This window comes from Microbacterium sp. C7(2022) (genome assembly GCF_028823665.1).
Lineage (GTDB): Bacteria > Actinomycetota > Actinomycetes > Actinomycetales > Microbacteriaceae > Microbacterium.
On record NZ_JAPEHV010000005.1, the window covers coordinates 395,352 to 417,072 of the forward strand.

Sequence of the window (21,721 nt, forward strand, 5' to 3'; positions counted from 1 at the left end):
AGCGTGACAGCGTTGGGGTGAGCATGACTGAACCCATCACCATCGACGTCTGGTCGGACATTGCTTGCCCCTGGTGCTTCATCGGAAAGCGGAACCTTGAAGCGGGCCTTGCGGCGGCATCCGCCGACGAAGATGCACCCGAGGTGCGTGTGACGTTCCACTCGTTCGAACTCTCGCCTGACACTCCGGTGGACTTCGATGGCGATGAGGTGGACTTCCTCGCCGGTCACAAAGGCATGCCTCGCGAGCAGGTGTCGCAGATGCTCGAGCGTGTCACGGGGGTCGCTGCGCAAGCCGGACTGGAGTACCGCTTCGATCTGCTGAAGCACACCAACACGGTGAAGGCGCACGAACTGTTGCACTTCGCGAAAGAGCAGGGCATGCAGGCCGAGATGACCGAACGGCTGATGACGGCGTACTTCACTGAGGGCCGCCACGTGGGACGCATCGATGAGCTTGCCGCCCTCGCCGGCGAAGTGGGATTGGATGCGGATGCCGCGCGCGAAGCGCTCACCGACGAGCGTCACCTCGCCGCTGTGCGCGCCGACCAAGAGCAAGCGCGCACATACGGCATCAACGGCGTGCCGTTCTTTGTTGTGGATGGAAAGTATGGCGTCTCAGGCGCGCAACCCGCCGAAGCGTTCACGCAGATCGTGCGTCAGGTATGGCAGGAGCACCGCGAGCCCGCCACGGCGTGAGTCCTGCGGCGACGTAGGTCAGGCGGGGAGTGCGGCTTTGATCGCCTCGATGATGCGAGGGTCGTCGGGGACGACCCGCGGGCGGAAGCGCCGCACCGACCCGTCGGGGGCCACGAGGAACTTCTCGAAGTTCCAGGCGACGCGGCCCTTCTTGCCCTCGTCGTCGCGCGTTTCGCGGAGTGCCTTGTAGAGCTCGGCGGATTTTCCACCGTTGACCTTCACCTTCTCGGCAATGGGGAAGCTGACCCCCCACGTGACCGCACAGTAGTCCAAGATCTCTTCCATCGAGCCGGGCTCCTGGCCCATGAACTGGTTGCAGGGGAAGCCGAGTACCGTGAACCCACGTTCACCGTAGGTCCGCTGCAGCTGTTCGAGGGCCTCGTACTGCGGGGTGAGTCCGCACTTCGATGCGACGTTCACCACCAACACCGCTTTGTCGCCGAGGTCGGCGAGTGTCATCGTGTCGCCCTGCGCGGAAGTGAACTCGATCTGTCGGACATCGGTCATGGTTTTGTCGGTCATATCCACAGGCTAAGCCCCGCAGGAGTGCGCCGACGCGGCGGATTCTGGGAGAATGGAAGACGTGACTGTTTCGACCGCCCCCGCGCGCACGTTGCGCATCGGGCCCCTGGCATTGGATGCGCCGGTGGTGCTGGCGCCGATGGCGGGCATCACGAACACGGCGTTTCGACGTCTGTGTCGCGAGTACGGTGCCGGTTTATACGTGAGCGAGATGATCACCTCTCGTGCCCTCGTCGAGCGCAACGCCACGACGATGCGTTTGATCACGCACCATGAGTCCGAGACACCTCGTTCGATTCAGCTCTACGGTGTGGATCCCACGACCGTTGAGAATGCCGTTCGGATTCTCGTCGATGAAGATCGCGCGGACCATATCGATTTGAACTTCGGATGCCCCGTGCCCAAGGTCACGCGCAAGGGTGGGGGAGCGGCGCTTCCGTGGAAGCTGGAACTGTTCCGCGACATCGTCACACGCGCTGCACGCGCCGCCGGCGACGTGCCGCTCACGATCAAGATGCGTAAGGGCATCGATTCGGACCACTTGACCTTCCTCGATGCCGGTCGCATCGCGCAGGACGCAGGGGTGGCGGCCGTTGCCCTGCACGCGCGAACGGCCGCGGAGTTCTATTCGGGAACTGCGGACTGGTCGGCGATTGCCGCGCTGCGCGAAGTCGTCACCGATGTTCCCGTACTCGGCAACGGGGACATCTGGTCGGCGGCAGACGCGCGCCGCATGATGACCGAGACCGGGTGCGACGGTGTCGTGGTGGGGCGAGGCTGCCTCGGGCGCCCGTGGCTCTTCGGTGATCTCGCGCGCGAGCTCGGTGAACCCGATGCGGCCGTCGGTGAGCCGGTCGATGCCACGCTCGGCTTTGTCGCCCGCGCGTTCCGTCGCCACGCCGAGCTGCTCGTCGAGTTCTTCGAGAGTGAAGAGCGTGGATGCCGCGACATCCGCAAGCACGTGGCGTGGTACTTCAAGGGTTACCCCGTAGGGGGCGACGTGCGCGCGCGTCTGGCGACCGCATCCTCCCTCGCAGAGATCGATGAATTGCTCGCCGAGCTCGATCTGGACGCGCCCTACCCTGGCGCAGCTGCAGAAGGTCAGCGTGGCCGCGCGGGGACGCCGAAGCGGCCGGCTCTCCCGGACGGGTGGCTCGCGTCACGCGAGCTCGGTGAAGCGGCCTCGTGTGCTTTGGCTGAAGCGGAACTCGACCACAGTGGTGGCTGAGCGATCGTCGAAACCGGCGCGTACGCTGATGCGGCCGCCCGGGTACGACGAGCATGATGCGGCGCGCTTTTACGCTGAGCGCCATCGTTCGCAGCGGGATGACTTCGCGCGCGATCGTGCACGAGTCCTGCATTCTGCGGCGCTGCGCCGTCTGGCGGCGAAGACGCAAGTGCTGAGTCCGGCGAGTCCCGCGGACTTCGCACGCAACCGACTCACGCACTCCCTCGAAGTGGCACAGGTCGGACGAGAACTCGCGACGTCGCTCGCCCTCGCCGCGGACGTCGTCGATACCGCGTGCCTGAACCACGATCTCGGGCACCCGCCCTTCGGGCACAACGGCGAGCGCGCGCTCAACGACTGGGCAGAGGCGATCGGCGGCTTCGAAGGTAACGCGCAAACCCTGCGCATCGTCGCTCGGCTCGAACCCAAGGTGTTCGACGAGCAAGGGCGCAGTCACGGGCTCAATCTGACGCGTGCAAGCCTCGACGCGACATGCAAGTATCCGTGGACGATCGACAACCCGTTGCCGGATCCTGGCGGACGGCTGAAGTTCGGTGTGTACCCCGAGGACGAAGACGTCTTCCACTGGATGCGCCAGGGGGCACCGGGGCGCGTGCGGTGCATCGAGGCAGAAGTCATGGATTTGTCCGACGACATCGCCTACTCCGTCCACGATTTCGAGGATGCCGTCGTCAACGGGTACCTCGACCCTGCGAGGCTGGCAGACCCGGACGAACACGAGGCGCTTCTCTCGGCGATTCAGACATGGGTGGGGTACGACCTCGCGCGGGACGAACTCGAGGACGCGCTGTTCCGACTTATGCGTATTCCGGAATGGATCTCGTCATTCGATGGCACGCGCGCATCGCTCGCCGGATTGAAGAATCTCACGTCTGATCTCATCGGTCGATTTGCGCGTGCCGCGACGACTGCCACGCGCGAGGCGTACGCGGCGCCAGTGTTGACGCGCTACAGCGCGCACGTCGTCGTACCTCGAGTCATCGAAGCTGAGATGGCGGTATTGAAGGGCATCATCGGCGCGTTCGTCGTATCGATCGACGGCCGAAAGGATCTCTACAAAGAACAGCGGCGTGTGCTCAAGCGTCTGGCCTCTGCCCTGTGGGAGCGACCGGACGCCCTCGACGCGCTCCATGCGGAAGATTTCGCTGCGGCCGCCTCGGATGCTGCGCGCCAGCGGGTGATCGTCGATCAGGTGGCCAGCCTCACCGACCAGGTGGCAATCGCCTGGCATCGCAGCCTCGTTGGAGACATCGACGCTGCCTCTCTCGGCATCTGGTCACCGGGCGCTCGAGTGCCGGACGCGCGGTTGCCTGAGGCGCCCTGATGGCAGGGCGTATCCGGCAGAGTGACGTCGATGAAGTCAAGGCGCGCACCGACATTGGTGACATCATCGGTGAACGGGTTGCGCTGAAGAATGCCGGTGTGGGCTCGATGAAGGGCCTGTGCCCGTTCCACGATGAGCGCAGTCCGAGCTTCAACGTGCGCCCGCAAGCAGGCTTCTATCACTGCTTCGGCTGCGGGGAATCGGGCGACGTGTACTCGTTCCTCCGCAAGATGGATCATCTCTCGTTCACCGAGACCGTCGAGCGCCTTGCTGCGCGCATCGGATACACCCTGCACTACGAGGACGGCGGGGCTGCGCCCGAGCAGTCCGGCCGATCGCGTCTGTTTGCCGCCAATGCCGCTGCTGCGGAGTTTTTTCGTGCGCAGTTGTCCACGCCGGGCGCCGACATGGCTCGCCGGTTCCTCGGTGAGCGCGGTTTTGACGCCGGCGCTGCCGCCCACTTCGGCGTCGGCTACGCGCCCCAGGGCTGGTCGGGCATGCATCAGGCACTGCGATCGCAGGGGTTCTCGGACGAAGAGTTGTCGGCGGCCGGACTCGTGTCGCAAGGGCAGCGCGGCGTCTACGACCGATTTCGCGGCCGTGTGACGTGGCCTATCCGTGATGTCACCGGACAGGTGATCGGCTTCGGCGCCCGACGGCTGTTCGATGACGACAAGGGCCCTAAGTACCTGAACACTCCCGAAACGACGATCTATCACAAGGCACAAGTCCTCTACGGACTCGACCTCGCCAAGAAGGACATCTCGCGTCAGCATCGCGTCGTTGTCGTGGAGGGGTACACAGACGTGATGGCGTGCCACCTCGCCGGCATCACGACCGCCATCGCAACGTGCGGGACGGCATTCGGATCGGATCACATTTCCGTACTCCGCCGTGTCATGGGTGATGACTCCACAGCCGGGGAAGTGGTGTTCACGTTCGACCCCGACGCGGCCGGGCAGAAAGCGGCCCTGCGTGCCTTCGCTGATGCGAAGCGGTTCAACGCCCAAACGTACGTGGCCACTGGTCCCGACGGGTTGGATCCGTGCGATCTCCGACTGCAGCGAGGGGATGCCGCGGTGCGCGCCGTCGTGGAGACAAAGATGCCCATGGTCGAGTTCGTTCTCGATCAGCGCATCTCGGGTTTCGATCTGGCAAGCGTCGAAGGGCGGGTGGGTGCGTTGCGCTCCGCGGCACCCGTGGTCGCGGAATTGCGCGACCCGCTTCTGCAGCCGGAGTACGTCCGCGTGCTGGCTCGGCGGCTGGGCATGGACACAGAGGACGTTCGTCGAGAGGTCGAACGCGCCGGGCGTGCCAGCACGGCACCCCGCGAATCGGCACGCACCGTTGCGGCTCCTCCCGCTGATGATGGACCCGCGCCCGAGCAGCCGGTTGTGCGCGTGACCATGGCGACGCTGCCGCGCTCGTCCGAGGTCAGTCTCGAACGCGACGCGATGATGGCGTTCCTGCAGTACGGGCATCGTATGCCGACCGCTCTGCTCGATCGCGCTCTCGCCCTTCCCTGTCGCCACCCCGCGCTGGAGGCCGTGCGGCAGGCGCTCGTCGCCGCGCCCGATATGCAGCGGGCCGGGTGGGCCGCGGAGGCCGTAGGTACAATCCGCGAGCCGTATCGCTCCCTCGGCGGCGAGTTGCTTGTCGCGGACTTTCCGGCGTTGACGGATGCCGCGGCCGTGGCATCCGCCTCTGACTTGGCCCGAAAGCTCCTGTTGCGATCGCTGGACTCGCAGAAGAGCGAACTGCTGGGCGCGATTCAACGGGTCGCACCGTCGTCTGAGGAGGGGCGCGCAATCCGAATGCAGCTGCGTGAGATCGACGCCGAACGACAGCGGATCGCCGCCGAAGAGTAGACACGCTGGTGTCAACGGCCGGCACACGGCAGGATGAACAGATGGCTCGTCGCGCAGAACCAGAAGTCGCCATCCGGTGCATCGACCTGTCGGTGTCACGCAGCGGCCGGACCTCCGGCGCGCCTCGCGTTGTCGAAGGGGTGACCTTCGATCTCCCGCACGGTGCTGCCCTGTCGATCATGGGGCCCACAGGGGCGGGTAAATCGAGTCTTATGGCGATTCTCGCCGGGCATCACGAATCGGGTCTCGCGGTCGTGGGCGGCTCGGCTGAGGTCGAAGGGATAAACATTCGGCGGCCCGGGCGTGCCCGCCGAGTGCTGACGTATGTGACGGGCTATCTGCCGCAGTCCGCCGGTGCCCATCTGCCCGCCCGCATGACCGTTTCGGAAGTCGTTTCAGAGCCGATCACGAGTCGGGACCGTCGAGTGAACTCCCGCGCACTGGCTGTGCGGGTCGCTTCACTCCTCGACGAGTTGATGCTTCCGCTTGGCGCGGCGACGAAGTACCCGTACGAACTCAGCGCGGGAATGCGTCAGCGTGTCGCCTTCGCACGGGCCCTCGTCCTGCAACCACGCGTGTTGATCGGAGATGATCCCTTCGCGAACATGGACGTCGAGGTGCGCAAAGCAGCCATGGACGCGATTGCCCACAGGCGCCACGACTATGGGATGTCGGCGCTGCTGGCGACGAACGACGCGGACGTCGTGCGCCAGCTCGACACGAGCGTGCTCGTCATGAAGGCTGGCCACGCGGTGGGCTTCGGTCACGGCACTGATGACGTCTTTTGGACACCGGGTGCCGAAAACGAAAGTCAACTTCTTGTGCCCTGAGGTCACGAGCACCCTCTGAGCTTTGCTAAGATAGTGGGGTTGCCTCGCGCAAGCGGGCACATTCCTCCATAGCTCAATTGGCAGAGCAATCGGCTGTTAACCGATAGGTTCTTGGTTCGAGTCCAAGTGGGGGAGCGGATCGGCCCCGGGCTCCACCCCGGGGCCGTTCTTCGTTTTATTGGTGTGCCTTCGCGCGCACCTGAGTGGCCGGCTACGCGTCGAGGTGATCGACTCCTGGCATCCATGCGCTCCCGGGCTTGCCCCATCCGCGCTTGCGCGCAACCTTCTGCGCCGTCTTCCAATCTCCGTCGGAGATTCGATCGATGTAGAGGACGCCATCGAGGTGATCGAACTCGTGTTGCATGATGCGTGCTCGCCAGCCGGTCACGTGAATACGCACGGGAGCGCCGTCGAGGTCGATGCCCGTGACGAGCACTTCGTCTGACCTGCGCAGGGGGAAACGTTCCCCTGGGAATGACAGGCAACCCTCGGATTCCTCATCGGGGTCGGGCTCTCCCGGTTCCAGTGGACGCATCCACAGTTCGGGATTGATGATGACTCCGCGCCATGGTGCGCCCTCGTCATCTTCGTAACTGTAGGTGTAGAGCCGCAGCGCCACACCCACCTGCGGTCCCGCGAGCCCGACGCCGGGCGCGGCATCCATCGTCTCGAACATGTCGGACACGAGAGCGCGAACCTCATCGGTGATCTCGTCGACGGGGGCTGCCGGAGCGTGAAGGACGGGGTCACCCATGATGCGAATCGGTAGAACTGCCACGCCTTGAGCCTATCGAGGCCGCGCGCCCACTAGGGTCGATGTGTGATGTGGGCCATGGGGGAGATGGAGACCGTCGGAGACAAGCTCGTCGGCGCGTTTGCCAGCCCCGACATTCTCATCGGCATTCCCCTCGCGCTGGTCGGCGCCGTCTTCATGTCTTTCGGGGCCCAGTATCAGCACCGCGGCGTCGCGAAGGTCGAGAAGCTCAGCGGTACTGCGGCCACGCAGGGCCTGACCGGTTCGCAGCTCAAGCGCTTGATCTCGCGACCGTCGTGGGTCATCGGCACGGTCATGCTCGGCCTTGCGATCGTGTGTCAACTGCTGGCGCTGTCGTTCGCGCCGCTGATCGTCGTTCAGCCACTGGGCGCAATCGCGCTCGTGGTCACGACGCTGCTGAATGCGCGGATCAGCGGGCACAACCCCACCGGGCGTTCCCTCACCGCGATCGCCGCGTGCGTAGGCGGCATCTTCGTTTTCGTCACGATCGCGGCTCTTTTCGCCACCGAGAGTCCGGTGTCCGATGGGCAGCTGATCACTATCCTGTTGCTCCTCCTGGGAGTCGCGGTGGTCTTCGTGACGCTGTGGGCGTGGTTTCGTTCGCGCATGGGTGCCTTGTTCTACATCATGGCCGCCGGGGTCTTCTACGGCTTCGTCGCCACGCTCGCCAAGGTGGTCATCAGCCGAATCCAGACCGGTGATTTCGAGTGGCTGACCTTCGTGTGTCTCGCCGCGCTCGTCGCCGCAGCGATCGTGGGTGCCTACTTCGTGCAGACCGCGTATTCGTCTGGTCCGCCGGATCTTGTCATCGCGGGGCTCACCGTTGTCGACCCGATTGTTGCCATTCTTATCGGCATCTTCGTTCTCGGTGAGGCCTCCGATGCGCCAACCTGGGCGCACGTCGCATTCTGCGTCGTCGGCGGAATCGCGGTATGGGGCGTATTCCAGTTGGCGCGGCACCACCCTCAGGTCGTCAGTGCGAGTCAGGAGCTTCCGATTCCGCGTGGTTCCGAGCCTTTCGTTGATGAGGCCGCACCAAAGACCGGCTCGGTGCGCGTGACCGAAGCCGTCGCAAAGGTGTGGCCCGATCCGCCCATCAAAGACAAGGGCGACGGCCAAACCGACCCGCCGGCCGCGGGACGGTGACCTGGTTGGTGCAGGTTAGGCTGTAAGCCTCAGGGGGCGGTGGCCAAGCTGGTGAAGGCAGCGGGCTCATAACCCGACGATCGTGGGTTCAAGTCCCACCCGCCCTACCACGTCGTTCACTTCATCGCGTCGCCAATGTAGGAGTACTTGACGAAGACTTCGGCCGCGACGCCCGCTTGATCGAGGACGCCCTGCACCGCGGTCAGCATGTAGCTCGAGTCCCATCCCATGTAAAGCGAGTGCTCATCGTCTAGGGAATCCCACTGACCGTTCCATGCACGATCAGCGTAGACAGGCCCTCCATGCTCGCGTGAGTAGGTGATTACTGCCGGCCGATCATCCGCCCACAGGCGCTTGAAGATCCGGTTGAAAAGGTACTTCACATCCGGGACTTCCCAGTGCTCGCCGCGGTACTCCACGTACGCGAACTCACGCTGCCAGCCTGCAGGCCAGCCGCGGCGTCGCACAGCGTCGAGGATCGGAGTCAGTCCGTCGTCATCGATCGCAATTCCCCACGGGCGCGCCCATGTCGTGAGGACTTGTTCGGCAAGGTGAGCGGAGCGCTCGGAGATCTGGCGTGTGCCCCAGGCTTTTGTGGCTGCGACCTCTTGAGCCATCGGCACGCTACTGCCGGCCAGTAGACGTCGCTTCTCGAGAAAGGGTGCATCCATCGCTCGGAGCGCGAGGTCGTCCTCGAGGAGAACAAGATTGCCGAGAGTGGGGGCGAGAGCGCGCAGGCTATTCTGCTCGTCCTCGTTCAGGTGGAGCCAGCTTCGCAGCCCATCGCCGCTCCATGAGTCGCCCGGGGCCAGGGGAGCGATGTGGTCGACGCCATAGGCGGAGGAACCGACGAGGCCTGCCAATCGTGCGAGCACATACGCCGGGTGCGGTAGCGGCGTGTGCTTGAGAGCCATGCGCACACGGTCGTTCGACGGTGTGATGCGTTCGAACGCGCGAGACAGTGCGGCCGCGCCCTCGTCGCGGGCACGGCACAGGCGCGCCACCAAACGGTCAACGGGGATGCCCACGACCGTTCTGCGTAGCAAGAGTGACTGCAGCAGGGTGAGTCGTTCTCGGAGCTCCTCGCGCGAGAGCGAGCCTGCCTCGTACGCCGCGTAGTCGCCCATCACGAGGGGATACATCTCTGTGCCGAACGTCGCCAATCCCTCAAGCTCGGTCGCGATAGCAGGGTCTGGTGCAAGCGACGGAGCGCGCAAGATGCGATAGATCCTCGCGTACTCGCGCCACTGGGTAGCCAACGCTGGTAGATCTGCAGCCTCGATACGAGGAAACACCTGGCGGAATGTGTCGTACACCCCTCGGCCGCCCAGCAACGCCACTTCGCGGCCGGTGACCATCACCAGGTATTGGCGCCAGAACGTTGCGATCGATTCCCCGGTGTCACGCTCGATCGGCACCCAGAAGTCGTCCTCGATCCTGCGCTGATCACTGTGAGAAAGCCCCATCAGGATGTAGTTGTGAATCAATTCGTGATCGCGCAACGGCTCGCCCGTGGAGTTCAGGCTTTCGAAAATCTGCTGCGCATTTGCACCGGCGCCGAGGGTGATCGCGACGTGCTCGAGCTTCTGGAGGCCGCGCCAGATGTGCGGCGCCTCTTCATTGCTGATCTGACTGCGAAAGAACGCGTAGTTGTCATGAAACCGCGAGTCGCCCGCTTCCGGTGCGTGATCCGAGCGCGGAAGCACCAGCGATTCGAAAACGCCAGCCCACGCGGGGTGGGGGTGCAGTTTCGTGCGCGTCGCATCCGCTGCGGAGACGAGGACACGATCGATCCCGCCGAGCGTGATTGCATCGGCGTCGGTCATCGTGTGCCGTACCGCGGCGACGAGCAGCATGAGAGTCGTGAGCCGCTGCTGTCCGTCGATCAGGACCAAGTCGCGGCCACGCTCCCCGTCGCTCACGCTGGAGAGCACAGAACCCAAGAAGTGCATTCTCTCGGGGGCCGCGTCAGCCACGGTGCGGACATCGGCGAGCAGTCGCTCGCACGCGCCGATATCCCAACGGTACTGACGCTGGTACACCGGCACCACGATGGTCCACTCGCCGGTCGAAAGCCATCCGATCGTGTTGACCGCCGTGGCATCGATATTCGTCGCATGAACCATCTGTGCGCTGTTCCTCGAGGTTTTCTGGCCCGGTCGAATCGGCCGTTTCGACCCCCGAGCCTACCCGGCGAATCACCCAGGCCGGGCGCGACTACCCGAGTAGGCTGGCATCAGTAGGACTGAGTAAAAACGCGCTCGTCCGCTACGAAAGGCATGATTCGTCATGGGTTACATCAAGTCAGCCGCTCTGGAAGAGACCGGCTATGTGGTGCTCGACAGCTACAACCAGGAGCTCGATCCGAAGGAGTGGCTCGACCTCGAGTACAACGACTGGAAGTCCTCGGGTGACACGCGGTTCGCTCCGCTGGCCAGCGCCTTCGGGGACATCGAGTGCAACGGATTCTGGAACCACAAGCCGCCGCGCACCGACAAGGACGGTGTATGGATCGACTCGCAGGTTGCGAAGGCTCCGAACCTCGCCCGTCGCGCCCAGGAGCCGGGAGCGAACGTCGGTCGCTGCCGTGTGATCGAACTGCAGCCCACGCCGTATGGGGACTGCCTCTACAACCTGCACCAGGACGATAACAACCGACTGAATCCCGACGGGACCGGCTGGGTCGTGCGCGGATTCTTCAACCTCACGGACGACAAGGACAGCTTCTTCGTCCTGCGCGAGAACCGGACAGACCCGGCCGGTGAGGTGCGCATCGCTCTGCCGGCAGGCGCGCAACTCATCATCGACACGCAGCGCCTGTGGCACGCGACCACACACCTCGGATCAGAGCCGCGTTACAACCTCATCACTTCGTGGACGTCAGGCCCTGAGTTGGACGCGTACATCGAGAAGTACAACGGTGTGAACCACGTCGAGAGTGTCCACGTCGATCAGGACATCCTCGAAGCGGGCTATGTCGAGCAGGCTCGTAAGGATGCTGCTCGTGCTGCGTACTACGCAGCCAAGGGGCAAGCCGCAGTGCAGGCGATGAGCGAGGCCTGAGCTAGCAACGCGAGATCACAGGGGCGACGCCACGGATTCCGGCGTCGCCCCTCTTCTTCAGAATGACACGCTTGTTATTCGCCGGGTCACGGGCGATAATGGGCTCACAACCGAAGAACATCGCCGAATCGAATCCGTCAGGTCGTTGGGGAAGACGTACCTGAAGAAACGGAGATGATGATGGCGACACCACAGGCGCGTGGAGTGATCTACATCCACTCTGCCCCACGAGCGTTATGCCCACACCTTGAGTGGGCTGTTGGTCGTGCCCTCGGGCGCGCGGTGAGTTTTGACTGGGCCGACCAGCCTGTGCTGGCGGGAAGCCGTCGCGCGGAGTTCTACTGGGAGGGTCCGGCTGGGACCGGCGCCGCGCTGGCGACTGCTATTCGCGGCTGGGAGCACCTGCGATTCGAGGTGGCGGAAGATCCCACGCCTCGTAGCGACGGCGGACGATGGGCCCATACGCCAGGTCTCGGCATCCACTATGCGCAGACCGACACTGCGGGCAACGTTGTGATCAGCGAAGATCGCATCCGCTACGCGATGGAGGTTTCCGCTGGCGACGCGTTCGAACTCCGTCGTGAGCTCGACATCGCGCTCGGCGCAGCGTGGGATGAGGAACTCGAACCGTTCCGTCACGCGAGTGATGACGCTCCTGTTGTCTGGCTCCACAAGGTGGGCTAAGGCAACGCCCGACTCGGGCGTGACGAGGCGCGACTACCGACGCTCGGAGACAATCGTCCCGGGGGATGGGAAAGTGAATCGGCGCCTGATGCGACAGACGCCCCCGGTGGCTTCCCGGGGGCGTCTTCGTGTGTATCGGAAGGTCAGACCGTCGCGAACGCGGCGACGGCGTTGTGGCCGCCGAAACCGAACGAGTTACTGATGGCGAGGTGGTCGCCGTCACCGAGAGAGACCGGTTCGCCCGACAGTCGGAAGGGTACGGCCGGGTCCTGCTCGGTGATGTTGATCGTCGGCGGTGCCACGCGGTCACGCAGAGCGAGGACGGTGAAGATCGCTTCGAGCGCGCCCGTTCCACCCAAGAGGTGGCCGGTAGACGCCTTGGTCGCAGAGACCGGAATCTCATCCACGCGATCGCCGAAGACCGAGCGCAGAGCCTGGTACTCGTTCGGATCGCCCACCGGAGTGGACGTGGCGTGCGCGTTGATGTGCGTGACGTCGTCGGGTGTGGCATCCGCCATCTCCAGCGCCATGCGCACCGCTCGCGCAGCCCCCGCACCCTCGGGATCGTTCGCGGTGATGTGGTACGAGTCGGCGGTGACGCCACCGCCGACGACCGCCGCGTAGATCTTGGCGCCCCGCGCTTTTGCGTGCTCCTCGGTCTCGAGGATGAGCACGCCAGCGCCCTCGCCCATCACGAAGCCATCGCGGTCGATACTCGCGGGTCGCGACGCGGTCGACGGGTCATCGTTGCGCTTGGAAAGGGCTTGCATAGAAGCGAAAGAAGCGATGGTGATCGGGTGGATGGCCGACTCGGTGCCGCCAGCGATCACGACATCGGCGAGTCCCGAACGAAGGTGCTCTACGGCATTGACGATGGACTCGGTGCTCGAGGCACAGGCGCTCGCAACAGTGCGGGCGAAGGCGCGTGCGCCGAAGTGCAGCGAAAGGTTTCCGGCCGCCGCATTTGGCATGAGCATGGGAACCGTCATCGGCATGACGCGTCGCGGGCCCTTTTCGCGCAAAGTGTCCCATGCATCGAGGAGGGTCCACACGCCACCGATTCCGGTGGCGAAGTCGACACCGAGCCGCTCAGGATCGACGTCGGGCGCGCCGGCGTCCGCCCATGCTTCCATCGCCGCGACAAGCGCGAACTGCGAAGACGGGTCGAGTCGCTTGGCCATCGGGCGCTCGAGGACGGTGTCGGGTCGAACGACGGCCTGGGCTGCGAACGTGACCGGCAGTTGATACTGCTCCACCCAGTCATACTCGAGTGTGCGGGCGCCGGATGCCCCGTCAAGCAGGGCGGACCAGCTCTCGGGCGCGGTTCCTCCGATGGGAGAGGACGCACCGATTCCGGTGACGACGATGCGTGTCGTGGTCATGCGTAGAGATTCCTCGTGTTGTGTGTGCCGGTGGGGGCGTCGGCCCCCACCGGAATGGCGCTACGCCTGGTTCGACGTGATGAAAGTGACGGCGTCGCCGACGGTCTTGAGGTTCTTGACCTCGTCGTCGGGAATGGTGACACCGAACTTCTCTTCCGCGTTGACGACGATCGTCATCATCGAAATGGAGTCGATGTCAAGGTCCTCGGTGAACGACTTCTCGAGCGCGACCTCGTCAGCAGAGATGCCGGTCTCGTCGGTGATGAGCTCGGCGAGTCCTGCGAGAACCTCGTCGTTGGTGAATGCCATGATTTCTCCTGTTTCTTGGGGGTTGCCCGACCCGTTCGGGCCGGAAGTCAGTCTAGGGTCGTCAGGCCCGCGAGTCCGGGAGCACGACGACCTGCGCGCCGAACACGAGGCCCGCGCCGAACCCGATCTGAAGGGCGAGTCCGCCACCGAGCTCGGGATGCTCCTCGAGCAAGCGGTGAGTAGCGAGAGGGATCGAAGCGGCGGATGTGTTGCCGGTCGTCTCGATGTCGCGTCCGATCACGACGGTCTCGGGAAGACCCAACTGCTTCGCGAATTCATCGATGATGCGCATGTTCGCCTGGTGGGGAACGAAAGCCGCAAGATCAGATGCCGAGACACCGGCGGCGTTCAGCGCCTCGCGTGCCACCTTGACCATCTCCCACACGGCCCACCGGAAGACCGTCGGGCCTTCCTGGCGGAGAGTGGGCCACGGGGCAGCGCCATCGCGAAACTCGGTGAGCGTGTGGTTCATGCCGACCGCGTCTGCCTTCGACCCGTCCGAACCCCACACGGTCGGCCCGATACCGGGCGTGTCGCTGGGGCCGACGACGACCGCACCAGCCCCGTCGCCCAGGAGGAACGAGATGCTCCGGTCGGTCGGATCGACGATGTCGCTGAGCTTCTCGGTACCGATGACGACCGCGTACTTCGCGGCGCCGGCACGAATGAGGGCGTCCGCCTGCGCCACCCCGTAGGCGAAGCCTGCGCACGCCGCGTTGACGTCGTACGCGGCCGCGGGATTGGACCCCACGCGGTCTGCCACGATCGCCGATACCGACGGCGTCTGCTTCGGGTTGCTGATTGTGGCGACGATGACGAGATCGATATCGGATGCCGCGACCCCCGAGCGTTCGATCGCTTCACGTGCAGCGTCCGTCGCGAGGTCGATCGCGTCGGTGTCGGCGGTGGCGCGCATCCGTGTGACGATGCCGGTGCGCTGGCGGATCCATTCGTCGCTCGAGTCGATGGGGCCGACCAACTCGTCGTTGGTCACGGCATTCTCACCACGGGCTGCGCCGTATGCGTAGATGCGGGTGTGCGCAGCGCCGGTGGGCTGGACGAGGGTGGGGTTCATGATGTGATCTCTTCTCAGACGGCCGGTGCGATCAGCAGGTCGGCCGCGGGTGTGCACTCATCGGGTGTCTTCACGGCGACACTGGGTACGCCGCGCAGCGCGCGCTTGGCGAGCCCGACCAGGGTACCGGCGGGGGCGAGCTCTACGATGCCCGAAACCCCCGCATCCGCGAGCGACGACATGCAGAGATCCCATCTCACTGGCGAGGCAACCTGCTCGACCAACAGGTCGACGAAGTCCCGCCCGCTCGCGACGTGCGCGCCATCGCGGTTGCTCCAGATGGACCGCGCCGGGTCGGCCGGCACAAGGTCACTGGCGGCCGAGCGGAGCGTCTCTACTGCAGGGGCCATGAAATCGGTGTGGAAAGCCCCGGTGACCTGAAGCGGGATCACGCGGGTACCGCGCGGCGGAGCATCGGCGAGAGCGGCAAGTGCGTCGAGTTCGCCGGCGGCGACGATCTGCCCGCTACCGTTGTAGTTGGCGGGGGTGAGACCCAGCGTTCCCAACTGTTCGATTACTGCGTCTTGATCTCCGCCGATGACCGCCGACATACCGGTGGCATGAGCCGACGCAGCTTCCGCCATTGCGCGTCCGCGGATTCCTACGAGCCGCAACGCGTCCTCGTCTGTGAGGATGCCCGCTGCAACAGCGGCAGCGAACTCGCCGACCGAGTGGCCGGCGACACCATTGACATGCTCCTTGCCGGCGAGAGCGTGCCACGACAGCAAGCTGGCGGCGACGATCAACGGTTGAGCGATGGCGGTGTCACGGATGCGATCGGCATCCCATTCGGTTCCTGCGGCGACGAGGTCGACACCTGACCATTCCGAATAGGCGGCGAGTCGCTCGGTTGCTCCGTCACGGTCGAGCCACGGGGAGAGGAAACCTGGAGTCTGCGATCCCTGTCCGGGGAATACGGCGATCTTCACCCATCCATACTGTCAGTCGCACGCACGGGCTTTATGGCGAACCCATCACAAGAATCTCGAATCCCTTTGTGCGTGGCGCACAGTCAGGGTGCCGGTCGGCGACTGCCGGCGGACCGTCGCCGCGTGGCATCCGTTCCCACGGACCCGAGGATGAGCGCGGTTTGCAGAATGAGGGCTTCACGTGGACCGGTTGCATCCCACCCAATCACCTCCGACACGCGCTTCAGTCGATAGCGCACGGTGTTCGGATGGACGAACAGCTCGCGCGCGGTCGCCTCGAGTGAGCGGCCGTTGTCGAGATAGCTCCACAGCGTCGCGACGAGGTCGGCGCTGTGAGCCTGGAGGGGGCGGTAGATTCGGTCGACCAGGGTGTGTTTTGCGAGAGGATCACCCGCGAGTGCTCGCTCCGGAAGCAAATCGTCCGCCTCCACTGGTCGCGGCGCGTTGCGCCACGCCCGTGCAACGGCGAAACCGGCGAGAGCCGCTCGTGCGCTAGATCCGGCGTCGACGAGGGCCGGCACGGTCGGACCGAGCACGAGGTGGCCCGTGCCGAACCCGGGTTCGAGGGCACGGGCGATCTCATCGAAAGACAGTTCGGCGTTCTTTTCTTCGGCTGTCGCAGCTTCTGCGCGCCCCACGACGAGAACCAGCCGCGAACCTTGAACGCCGATGAGAACATCAACGCCGAGTTTTCGTGCGGTGCGTCGCAGTTGGTCGATATCGAACTGCGGAGGGGTCGTCCCGACGAGGACAGCGACCTCGCCGTGGCCGTGCCACCCCAACGCCGCGATCCGACTGGGAAGCTCTTCATCGGCCTCGCCGGTGAGGATGGAGTCGACAACCAGCGCCTCGAGCCGTGCATCCCACAGGCCGCGCGCTTCCGCCGCACGCGCGTAGACATCTGCGGAGGCGAACGCGACTTCTCTGGAGTACAAGAGGATCGCTTCGCGTAGGTCTTCGCCGCGGCCGGCCACGCGCTCTTCGGTGACTTCCACCGTCACGCGGATGAGCTGCAGCGTTTGCTGCAGGCTGACGCTGCGCAAGAGTTCGCGGGGTGCTGCGGCGAAAATATCGGCGGCAATCCACGGAGTCGAGCCCGGGTCGTCGTACCACTGGATGAATGCGGAGATGCCCGCCTGCGCCACGAGGCCGACCGATGACCGCCGCGCGGGCGGCATTTCGGCGTACCAGGGCAGGGTTTCGTCGAGACGCGTGATGGTCGCAGTCGCGAGGTCACCCGAGATACGGCGCAACCACGCCAGCGTCTCTGCCTTGGTCTTGGCGTCGGGGGAGGCGGGCATCGAGGCGATCAGCTTTCGCCGCCCGCGTTTCCGCTCGTTCCTGCCGATACGTCGTGCAGACGGTACTTCTCGATGGCCTGCGCCGACAGTGCCCGGTCGACCTTGCCTTCGGCAGCCAGAGCTTGAAGCGTGCGCACAACGATCGACGGTCCGTCGATCTTGAAGAAGCGACGAGCGGCAGCGCGTGTGTCAGAGAACCCGAAGCCGTCCGCGCCCAAGGTGGCGAACTGGCTCGGCACCCACGGGCGGATCTGATCCTGCACAGCGTGCATGAAGTCGCTGACCGCGATCACCGGACCCTCAGCGCCCTGCAGCTTCTGGGTGAGGTACGCCGTACGCGGCTCTTCGCCCGGGTGCAGGAAGTTGTGCTCGTCCGCGGCGAGGCCGTCGCGTCGCAACTCCGTCCATGACGTGACCGACCAGACATCGGCGACCACACCCCAGTCGTCGCGGAGCAACTGCTGCGCTTCGAGCGCCCACGGCACGCCGACACCCGAGGCCATGATCTGGGTGCGAGGTCCGTCCCCCTCACCCGTCGAGATGCGGTGTACACCGCGAACGATGCCCTCGACGTCCACGTTCTCCGGTTCTGCCGGCTGGATGATGGGCTCGTTGTACAGCGTGATGTAGTACATGACGTTCGGGTCGGGGTGGTTCCCGCCATACATGCGCTCGAGACCATCTCGCACGATGTGTGCGATCTCGTACCCGTACGCGGGGTCGTACGAGATCGTGGCCGGGTTGGTCGACGCAAGCAGATGCGAGTGCCCATCCGCGTGCTGCAGACCTTCGCCTGTCAGCGTCGTACGGCCGGCGGTCGCACCCATGATGAAGCCGCGGGCCATCTGGTCGCCGGCGGCCCACTGGGCGTCGCCTGTGCGCTGGAAGCCGAACATCGAATAGAACACGTACACCGGGATGAGCGGCTCACCGTGCGTCGAGTACGAGGTTCCGGTGGCGGTGAAGGCTGCGAGGGCGCCGGCTTCGTTGATACCGACGTGCATGATCTGCCCCTGCGGGCTCTCCTTGTACGCCAGCAGCAACTCGCGGTCGACCGAGGTGTAGTTCTGACCATTGGGGTTGTAGATCTTCGCCGTCGGGAAGTACGCGTCGATACCGAACGTGCGCGCCTCGTCGGGGATGATCGGCACGATGCGGTGACCGAAGTCCTTCGAGCGCAGCAGATCCTTCAACAGGCGCACGAACGCCATCGTGGTCGCGATCTCCTGCGTGCCGGAGCCCTTCTTGGGCAGAGCGTAGGTCGCGTCGCCCGGAAGCTGGAGTCCCACGTGGTGCGATCGACGCTCCGGCAGGAAGCCGCCGAGCTCGCGGCGGCGCTCCAGCATGTACTGGATCGTCTCGTCCTGCGGTCCGGGGTTGTAGTAGGGCGGCTGGTAGGGATTCTCCTCCAACTGCGCGTCGGTCACCGGAATGCGCATCGAATCGCGGAAGTACTTGAGGTCTTGCAGACTCATCTTCTTCATCTGGTGGGTCGCGTTGCGGCCCTCGAAGTGATGTCCGAGTCCGTAGCCCTTGATGGTCTTCGCGAGGATGACGGTCGGCTGGCCCTTGTGTTCGCGGGCTGTCTTGTAGGCCGCGTACACCTTCTGATAGTCCAGACCGCCGCGGCGCAGGTCGCCCCAGATCTGGTCGTCGCTCCAGTCCTTGACCAGCTTCGCCGTACGCTCGTCGCGCCCGAAGAAGTGCTCGCGGATGAACGCGCCGTCTTCTGCGCGATAGGTCTGGAAGTCGCCGTCAGGAGTGGAGTTCATCAGTCGGACGAGCGCGCCGTCGACGTCATTGGCGAGAAGCTGGTCCCAGCCGCGCCCCCAGACCACCTTGATGACGTTCCAGCCCGCACCGCGGAAGAAGCTCTCCAGCTCCTGAATAATCTTGCCGTTACCGCGGACGGGGCCGTCCAAGCGCTGCAAGTTGCAGTTGACGATGAAAGTCAGGTTGTCCAGTCCCTCGTTGGCGGCCACTTGCAGCTGACCGCGGCTCTCGACCTCGTCCATCTCGCCGTCGCCGAGGAATGCCCACACGTGCGACTCGGACAGGTCCTTCACGCCGCGGTTGGTGAGGTACTTGTTCGTCATCGCCTGATAGATGGCGTTGATCGGTCCGAGTCCCATCGACACGGTCGGGAACTGCCAGTACTCGGGCATCAGACGCGGGTGCGGGTACGACGGGAGCCCATTGGGTGCCTGGGACTTCTCCTGACGGAACCCGTCGAGCTGGGCTTCGGTGAGCCGGCCCTCGAGGAACGAGCGCGCGTAGGTGCCGGGGGAGGCGTGCCCCTGGATGAAGACCTGGTCGCCACCTTGCGGGTCATCGAGCCCGCGGAAGAAGTGGTTGTACCCGACTTCGTACAGCGACGCGGACGATGCGTACGTGGAGATGTGGCCGCCCACGCCGATCCCCGGTCGCTGAGCGCGGTGCACCGTGAGGGCGGCATTCCATCGGATCCACCGGCGGTAGCGACGCTCGAGTTCTTCGTCGCCGGGGAACTCGGGCTCATTGTCGGGAGCGATGGTGTTGATGTAGTCCGTCGTCGGCACCTGAGGCACGTTGAGCTGAAGCTCGTGCGAGGTGTGCAGCAGGCTGAGCATGATTTCCCGGCCACGTCCGTGGCCCTTCGCCTGCACCAACTGCTGGAGGGATTCCTGCCACTCGGCAGTTTCGTCGGGATCGCTATCGAGGGGAGCCTGCGAGTACGGATCCTGATCGTTGACAGTCACAGAAGACCTTTCGTCGTCTGGCAGATCGTGCCAGTGAATCACTACGAATGCGCCGCGGACTTTGTCGACCGCACACAACGCACCACGCGATAGCCTAGCGACTCGATCGCGCGTACGGACGCCTCCACGTTACGACGCGAGCGCCCACGGCGCGAACGATCGACGCGATCTCGTACACTTGCTCTCGAGGGCCTTTAGCTCAGCTGGTAGAGCGCCACGTTTACACCGTGGATGTCGTCGGTTCGATCCCGGCAGGGCCCACCGCTTTCTCATCAGATGGATTCGCGCTGGCGCGCACCACAGATCACTGCGGCCACACGCGTCGCGTCGGTTAGGTTGGATTCGTGAACGCCACCCCCGAAGACCAGCGCCTTCTGCTCGAGGTCGCAGACCTCGACGCCCGTATCCGTCGCGCGGAGGACGCGCGCGCCAATCCGCCGCAGGGTGCACGCGTGAAAGAACTTCTTTCGCAACGGCAGGTGCAGTCACAGGAGTTGTCGGTGCGTTCGGGCGCGCGCGATGACCTTCGTGCGGAGTTGTCGCGCATCGAATCGGATGTCGCCGTGGTCGATGCACGCCGGGTGCGTGATACCGAGCGCCTCGCGGTGTCGACCAACCCGAAGGAAGCGGCCGGGCTTGAGCACGAGCTGGAATCTCTCGCACGTCGCAAGAACGAGCTCGAAGACGGCGAGATATTGGTGATGGAGCGGCTTGAGGCCGCCGAAGCGGCCGTCTCTGAGCAAGAGGCCCTCATCGCGACCACCAATGCCGAGGGCGCGGAGCTGAGCGCGGCGGCCAAGGCGCATGTGGCCGCCGCGGAGGCGGATCGCGTTGCCGCAGTCCGCGACCGCGAAGCGGTTGCCGGGACGGTAGCAGCCGATCTCCTCGCGCTGTATGACCGGCTCAGCGCACGTGGCCCCGGCGCCGGGGCGTTGGTGCGCCGCACCTGTGGAGGTTGCCACATGGTGCTCTCAGGCACCGACCTTCAGAAGCTGCGCGGCGTGGACTCGAACGAGGTCGCCCACTGCCCTGAGTGCGGCTGCATTCTGGTGCGCGGCGAGGATTCCGGTCTTTGACAATCCGCCGCGAATGAGCGGCACGGTGGTCCTCGGTCGCAAGGATGCCGCCCAGGTCGCCGTCATGTGGGGGAATGACGAGCACCCCGGTGGTGTCGTCGTTCTTCCGGACGATTCCATCGCCGAGTGGATCGGCCGGGTCGAGGCCGAGAGCGCGCCACGATGGGTGTGGAACGACACCGTCGAGTGGTATCCGCAGTTGCTTGCTGCGGGGGTGCGCGTCGCGCGTTGCCATGACCTCCGGTTGGCTCATGTCGTCCTGCGCCACGCGGCCACGGTCGGCGCTGCCGACGAGGTGTTTGTCGATCCGCGGTGGAATGTACCCGCCCGCACCGCGGAGACCCGCGGACCGACCCTCTTCGACTGGGACTCCGATCTCGCCAGACTCCCGAGCGACATCGATGACGCAGTCGCGGAGTACCAACGTCAGCTGAGCGCCATCAACACGAGTGCGGATCCCAATCGTTTGCGCATGCTGTGCGCTGCCGAGTCGGCGGGCGCACTGATTGCGGCCGAGTTGCATGACGCCGGGTTGCCGTGGGACCGATCGACCCACGAGCGCATCCTTGAGGACTCTCTCGGGACTCGGGATGCCACGGGCGTGCCACATCGCGTGGCGAGTGCCGCCGCGGAGGTGCGCGCGGCGCTGGGTGACCCCGTGGCGAGCTTGGATTCGCAGCCGAAGCTCCTGAGGGCGGGTCAAGTCCCGTCGTGTGGTGTCATTCCTGCTGTTGCCTGGGGGTGGTTGGGGG

At 65.0% G+C, this 21,721-nt stretch carries 18 protein-coding genes, 3 tRNA genes and 1 pseudogene; 13 read left to right on the plus strand and 9 right to left on the minus strand.

Features of this window, described 5'->3' with window-relative positions; translation table 11 throughout:
• The first annotated feature begins 23 nt into the window (after positions 1 to 23).
• Entirely contained in the window at positions 24 to 698 is a 675-nt protein-coding gene (locus ON062_RS10230; protein WP_274647027.1) for a DsbA family protein, read from the plus strand.
• A gap of 18 nt (positions 699 to 716) precedes the next feature.
• Here the strand turns inward: ON062_RS10230 and ON062_RS10235 are convergent, their stop codons facing one another.
• Positions 717 to 1,220, minus strand: coding sequence for a glutathione peroxidase (locus ON062_RS10235; RefSeq protein ID WP_274647028.1), 504 nt, complete (start codon positions 1,218 to 1,220; stop codon positions 717 to 719).
• A 52-nt stretch (positions 1,221 to 1,272) separates the two neighbouring features.
• On the opposite strand from ON062_RS10235, the gene dusB reads away from it, so the two are divergent.
• From dusB to ON062_RS10260, 5 genes are all read left to right on the plus strand, one after another.
• A complete protein-coding gene (dusB, locus tag ON062_RS10240) occupies positions 1,273 to 2,448 on the plus strand; it encodes a tRNA dihydrouridine synthase DusB (protein ID WP_274647029.1) in 1,176 nt (391 codons plus the stop codon).
• 28 nt (positions 2,449 to 2,476) lie between these two features.
• On the plus strand, positions 2,477 to 3,793 hold the full coding sequence (locus ON062_RS10245; RefSeq protein WP_274647062.1) for a deoxyguanosinetriphosphate triphosphohydrolase: 1,317 nt from the start codon (positions 2,477 to 2,479) through the stop codon (positions 3,791 to 3,793).
• Positions 3,793 to 5,661, plus strand: a complete 1,869-nt coding sequence (gene dnaG / locus ON062_RS10250; protein WP_274647030.1) for a DNA primase — start codon at positions 3,793 to 3,795, stop codon at positions 5,659 to 5,661. The genes ON062_RS10245 and dnaG overlap by 1 nt, the downstream gene beginning before the upstream one ends.
• Positions 5,662 to 5,702: 41 nt before the next feature.
• The gene (locus ON062_RS10255) at positions 5,703 to 6,491 is read left to right on the plus strand and encodes an ATP-binding cassette domain-containing protein (RefSeq protein ID WP_274647031.1); all 789 of its coding nucleotides are present in this window, start codon (positions 5,703 to 5,705) and stop codon (positions 6,489 to 6,491) included.
• Positions 6,492 to 6,553: 62 nt separating this feature from the next.
• Positions 6,554 to 6,626: transfer RNA gene (locus ON062_RS10260), tRNA-Asn, on the plus strand.
• A 76-nt stretch (positions 6,627 to 6,702) separates the two neighbouring features.
• Here ON062_RS10260 and def read toward each other — a convergent pair.
• Complete coding sequence (gene def, locus ON062_RS10265) at positions 6,703 to 7,269, minus strand: peptide deformylase (RefSeq protein ID WP_274647032.1); 567 nt, start codon at positions 7,267 to 7,269, stop codon at positions 6,703 to 6,705.
• Positions 7,270 to 7,314: 45 nt separating this feature from the next.
• On the opposite strand from def, the gene ON062_RS10270 reads away from it, so the two are divergent.
• Together ON062_RS10270 and ON062_RS10275 are read left to right on the plus strand one after the other, a co-directional pair.
• Positions 7,315 to 8,412 carry a DMT family transporter gene (locus ON062_RS10270; protein WP_274647063.1) on the plus strand — a complete coding sequence of 366 codons (1,098 nt, stop codon included), beginning with the start codon at positions 7,315 to 7,317 and terminating at the stop codon, positions 8,410 to 8,412.
• A gap of 33 nt (positions 8,413 to 8,445) precedes the next feature.
• Positions 8,446 to 8,522 (plus strand) — tRNA-Ile (locus ON062_RS10275).
• Positions 8,523 to 8,528: 6 nt separating this feature from the next.
• Here the strand turns inward: ON062_RS10275 and ON062_RS10280 are convergent.
• Complete coding sequence (locus ON062_RS10280) at positions 8,529 to 10,538, minus strand: DUF262 domain-containing protein (RefSeq protein WP_274647033.1); 2,010 nt, start codon at positions 10,536 to 10,538, stop codon at positions 8,529 to 8,531.
• A gap of 163 nt (positions 10,539 to 10,701) precedes the next feature.
• Here ON062_RS10280 and ON062_RS10285 point away from each other — a divergent pair, with 163 nt between their 5' ends.
• Together ON062_RS10285 and ON062_RS10290 are read left to right on the plus strand one after the other, a co-directional pair.
• Positions 10,702 to 11,475 (plus strand): hypothetical protein, encoded by a 774-nt coding sequence (locus tag ON062_RS10285; RefSeq protein ID WP_274647034.1) that lies wholly within the window; start codon positions 10,702 to 10,704, stop codon positions 11,473 to 11,475.
• 180 nt (positions 11,476 to 11,655) lie between these two features.
• Positions 11,656 to 12,159 carry a DUF3145 domain-containing protein gene (locus ON062_RS10290; protein WP_274647035.1) on the plus strand — a complete coding sequence of 168 codons (504 nt, stop codon included), beginning with the start codon at positions 11,656 to 11,658 and terminating at the stop codon, positions 12,157 to 12,159.
• Between the two features lie 143 nt (positions 12,160 to 12,302).
• Here ON062_RS10290 and ON062_RS10295 read toward each other — a convergent pair whose 3' ends face one another.
• The 6 genes from ON062_RS10295 to aceE form a co-directional block, all read right to left on the minus strand.
• Positions 12,303 to 13,541 (minus strand): beta-ketoacyl synthase, encoded by a 1,239-nt coding sequence (locus ON062_RS10295; RefSeq protein ID WP_274647036.1) that lies wholly within the window; start codon positions 13,539 to 13,541, stop codon positions 12,303 to 12,305.
• 60 nt (positions 13,542 to 13,601) lie between these two features.
• Positions 13,602 to 13,850 (minus strand): acyl carrier protein, encoded by a 249-nt coding sequence (locus tag ON062_RS10300; RefSeq protein WP_274647037.1) that lies wholly within the window; start codon positions 13,848 to 13,850, stop codon positions 13,602 to 13,604.
• A 61-nt stretch (positions 13,851 to 13,911) separates the two neighbouring features.
• Entirely contained in the window at positions 13,912 to 14,925 is a 1,014-nt protein-coding gene (locus ON062_RS10305) for a beta-ketoacyl-ACP synthase III (RefSeq protein WP_274647038.1), read from the minus strand.
• A 14-nt stretch (positions 14,926 to 14,939) separates the two neighbouring features.
• A complete protein-coding gene (locus tag ON062_RS10310; protein ID WP_274647039.1) occupies positions 14,940 to 15,854 on the minus strand; it encodes an ACP S-malonyltransferase in 915 nt (304 codons plus the stop codon).
• A gap of 83 nt (positions 15,855 to 15,937) precedes the next feature.
• Positions 15,938 to 17,155, minus strand: a complete 1,218-nt coding sequence (locus tag ON062_RS10315; protein WP_274647040.1) for a CdaR family transcriptional regulator — start codon at positions 17,153 to 17,155, stop codon at positions 15,938 to 15,940.
• Positions 17,156 to 17,163: 8 nt separating this feature from the next.
• A complete protein-coding gene (gene aceE / locus ON062_RS10320; RefSeq protein WP_274647041.1) occupies positions 17,164 to 19,893 on the minus strand; it encodes a pyruvate dehydrogenase (acetyl-transferring), homodimeric type in 2,730 nt (909 codons plus the stop codon).
• Between the two features lie 188 nt (positions 19,894 to 20,081).
• Here aceE and ON062_RS10325 point away from each other — a divergent pair.
• The 3 genes and pseudogenes from ON062_RS10325 to ON062_RS10335 all read left to right on the plus strand — a co-directional run.
• A tRNA-Val gene (locus ON062_RS10325) sits at positions 20,082 to 20,154 on the plus strand.
• A gap of 83 nt (positions 20,155 to 20,237) precedes the next feature.
• A complete protein-coding gene (locus ON062_RS10330; protein WP_274647042.1) occupies positions 20,238 to 20,969 on the plus strand; it encodes a zinc ribbon domain-containing protein in 732 nt (243 codons plus the stop codon).
• Positions 20,970 to 20,982: 13 nt separating this feature from the next.
• Positions 20,983 to 21,721: pseudogene (locus tag ON062_RS10335) on the plus strand (bifunctional 3'-5' exonuclease/DNA polymerase); the annotation flags it as partial.

Coding starts and splice junctions, on each gene's coding strand:
- ON062_RS10290 (WP_274647035.1), top strand. CDS start 11,656: ATGGCGACACCACAGGCGCGTGGAGTGATCTACATCCACTCTGCCCCA.
- ON062_RS10305 (WP_274647038.1), bottom strand. CDS start 14,925: ATGAACCCCACCCTCGTCCAGCCCACCGGCGCTGCGCACACCCGCATC.
- ON062_RS10300 (WP_274647037.1), bottom strand. CDS start 13,850: ATGGCATTCACCAACGACGAGGTTCTCGCAGGACTCGCCGAGCTCATC.
- ON062_RS10230 (WP_274647027.1), top strand. CDS start 24: ATGACTGAACCCATCACCATCGACGTCTGGTCGGACATTGCTTGCCCC.
- ON062_RS10270 (WP_274647063.1), top strand. CDS start 7,315: ATGTGGGCCATGGGGGAGATGGAGACCGTCGGAGACAAGCTCGTCGGC.
- ON062_RS10235 (WP_274647028.1), bottom strand. CDS start 1,220: ATGACCGACAAAACCATGACCGATGTCCGACAGATCGAGTTCACTTCC.
- dnaG (WP_274647030.1), top strand. CDS start 3,793: ATGGCAGGGCGTATCCGGCAGAGTGACGTCGATGAAGTCAAGGCGCGC.
- ON062_RS10315 (WP_274647040.1), bottom strand. CDS start 17,155: ATGCCCGCCTCCCCCGACGCCAAGACCAAGGCAGAGACGCTGGCGTGG.
- ON062_RS10295 (WP_274647036.1), bottom strand. CDS start 13,541: ATGACCACGACACGCATCGTCGTCACCGGAATCGGTGCGTCCTCTCCC.
- dusB (WP_274647029.1), top strand. CDS start 1,273: ATGGAAGACGTGACTGTTTCGACCGCCCCCGCGCGCACGTTGCGCATC.
- ON062_RS10285 (WP_274647034.1), top strand. CDS start 10,702: ATGGGTTACATCAAGTCAGCCGCTCTGGAAGAGACCGGCTATGTGGTG.
- ON062_RS10280 (WP_274647033.1), bottom strand. CDS start 10,538: ATGGTTCATGCGACGAATATCGATGCCACGGCGGTCAACACGATCGGA.
- ON062_RS10255 (WP_274647031.1), top strand. CDS start 5,703: ATGGCTCGTCGCGCAGAACCAGAAGTCGCCATCCGGTGCATCGACCTG.
- ON062_RS10245 (WP_274647062.1), top strand. CDS start 2,477: ATGCGGCCGCCCGGGTACGACGAGCATGATGCGGCGCGCTTTTACGCT.